The organism is Thioclava sp. F36-7 (genome assembly GCF_002020075.1).
GTDB lineage: Bacteria > Pseudomonadota > Alphaproteobacteria > Rhodobacterales > Rhodobacteraceae > Thioclava > Thioclava sediminum.
Genome location: NZ_MPZR01000001.1, coordinates 67,879 through 69,881, shown reverse-complemented (window position 1 = coordinate 69,881; position 2,003 = coordinate 67,879). Strand labels below are relative to the sequence as shown.

Here is a 2,003-nt window from a genome sequence, read left to right as displayed (position 1 = left end):
CGCAGGGGCCAATGCGTTCAACTGCCACGTTTTTTCTTGATTGAATCCGGAACTGCTCGTTTACTTTGCGTAAGGGAGCAAGTTTGGCCGTTCAATCGGCACTTTCAGGGACATAAGCGGACACGGGAAGGGCGCTGGGGAGCACCCTCGAGGGAGCAATTTTGCAGCAACATGCAGGGACAACGTCTGGCGAGGCGACGGGCTCGGTATTTCTGGATTCCGAAACCCTCGGCAGACTGAAAGCAGGGACAGACCGCGCGCAGGTATCGCAGGCTTGGTTGGCCGCGATGGCCCGACAGGTGACAGGTCTGGAACAAGGGTTGGTGGTGCTGGCCGGGATCGGGCGCAGCCGGTTCGAACCCGCTGCGGTCTGGCCAGAGAATGCGAAACCGAAACGCGAACTGATGGCAGCCATCGACGGCGCGATCCATGCCGAGCGCATGGTGATCGAGACGCTGAGCGAAGGCGGCGCGGCCATCGCGGTGCCGATCCGCATGGAGGGCCATCTGCGCGGCGCGGCGGCGATCCAGATCGGCACGCACCCCGACGCGCGCACCGACCTTGCGATCGATCAGCTGCAATGGGGCTCGGGCTGGCTCGAGGCGTTCTTGCGCCGCAAGCAGGGCGGTTCGGGCGACAGCCTCGCCTCGGTGATCGAACTGCTCGCGACCAGCCTGCACCACGACCGCTTCACCGAAGCCGCGACGGCGGTGGCCTCGGAACTTGCGGGCGTCTTGAATTGCGAACTGGTCGCGATCGGCTTGACCCGTGGGCGTCATGCGCGCGTCCGGGCACTGTCGAATTCCGCGAGCTTCGGCAAGCGGTCCAACCTCGTGCGCGCCATCGAGGCCGCGATGGACGAGGCGATCGACCAGCAGGCGGTGCTGAGCTATCCGCCGCCCGAGGACGGCTCGGAACGGGTGCTGCGCGCCCATGCGGCTTTGTCGGAAACCGAGGGCGGGGCGACGCTCTGCACGGTGCCGCTGACCGAGGACAAGAAGCTGGTCGGCGCGCTGGTGCTGGAACGCCCGGCGGGCGAGCCGTTCGGGCGCGATACGATCCAGATGGCGGAATATGCGGGCGTGCTGCTCGGCCCAGTTCTGGCGATCAAGCGGCGCGAGGACCGCTGGCTGCCCGCGAAGACATGGGATGCGAGCGTCAATACGTTCAAGGCGCTGTTCGGCCCCAATCATGCGGCGCTGAAACTGGCCGCGATTGCGCTGGTCGCTTTGCTGGCCTTCGCGTGGTTCGCCAAGGGCATGTATCGCGTGACCGCCGATGCGACCATCGAGGGCCGTATCCAGCGCGCGATCTCGGCCCCCATCGAGGGTTATCTCGCCGAGGCCGATGCGCGCGCGGGCGATATCGTGAAGGCGGGCGAGGTGATGGCCAAGCTCGACGACCGCGATCTGCGGCTCGAGCGGCTGAAATGGGAAAGCCAGAAGTCCAAGCAGACCCGCGAATATTCGCAAGCCATGGCCAAGCGCGAACGCGCCAAGGCGCTGATCCTGCAAAGCCAGATCGAACAGGCGGATGCCCAGATCGAACTGCTCGATCAGGAGATTGGGCGGATGGTGATCAAGGCGCCCTTCGATGGGGTCGTGGTCTCGGGCGATCTGACGCAGGCGCTGGGCGCACCGATCGAGCGCGGCGACGTTCTGTTCCAAGTCGCCCCCCTCGATGATTACCGCGTGATGCTGCGTGTGGACGAGCGCGACGTGAAGGATGTGAAAGCGGGCGAGAGCGGCGCGCTCATTCTGGCCTCGCTGCCCGACACCCCGATCGAAGTGCAGGTCGACCGGATCACGCCGATCTCCAATGCCGAAGCGGGGGCGAACAAGTTCCTCGTCGAAGCTTCCGTGACCGACGGGCCGATCGATGCGCTGCGTCCGGGCATGGAGGGGGTCGCCAAGATCGAGGTCGAGGAACATCGCCTCGTATGGATCTGGACCCGGCGGATCGTTCTCTGGGTGCGCATGACGCTCTGGTCCTGGTGGCCGTGA

The 2,003-nt window shown here is 65.5% G+C and carries 1 protein-coding gene; it reads left to right on the top strand.

Annotated elements, in window-relative coordinates; genetic code table 11:
- Positions 1–287 precede the first annotated feature (287 nt).
- Complete coding sequence (locus BMI89_RS00325) at positions 288–2,003, top strand: HlyD family efflux transporter periplasmic adaptor subunit (protein WP_143593778.1); 1,716 nt, start codon at positions 288–290, stop codon at positions 2,001–2,003.

What these genes read in the sequence shown, in the direction of transcription:
- BMI89_RS00325 (WP_143593778.1), top strand. Translation starts at nt 288, where the DNA reads ATGGCCCGACAGGTGACAGGTCTGGAACAAGGGTTGGTGGTGCTGGCC.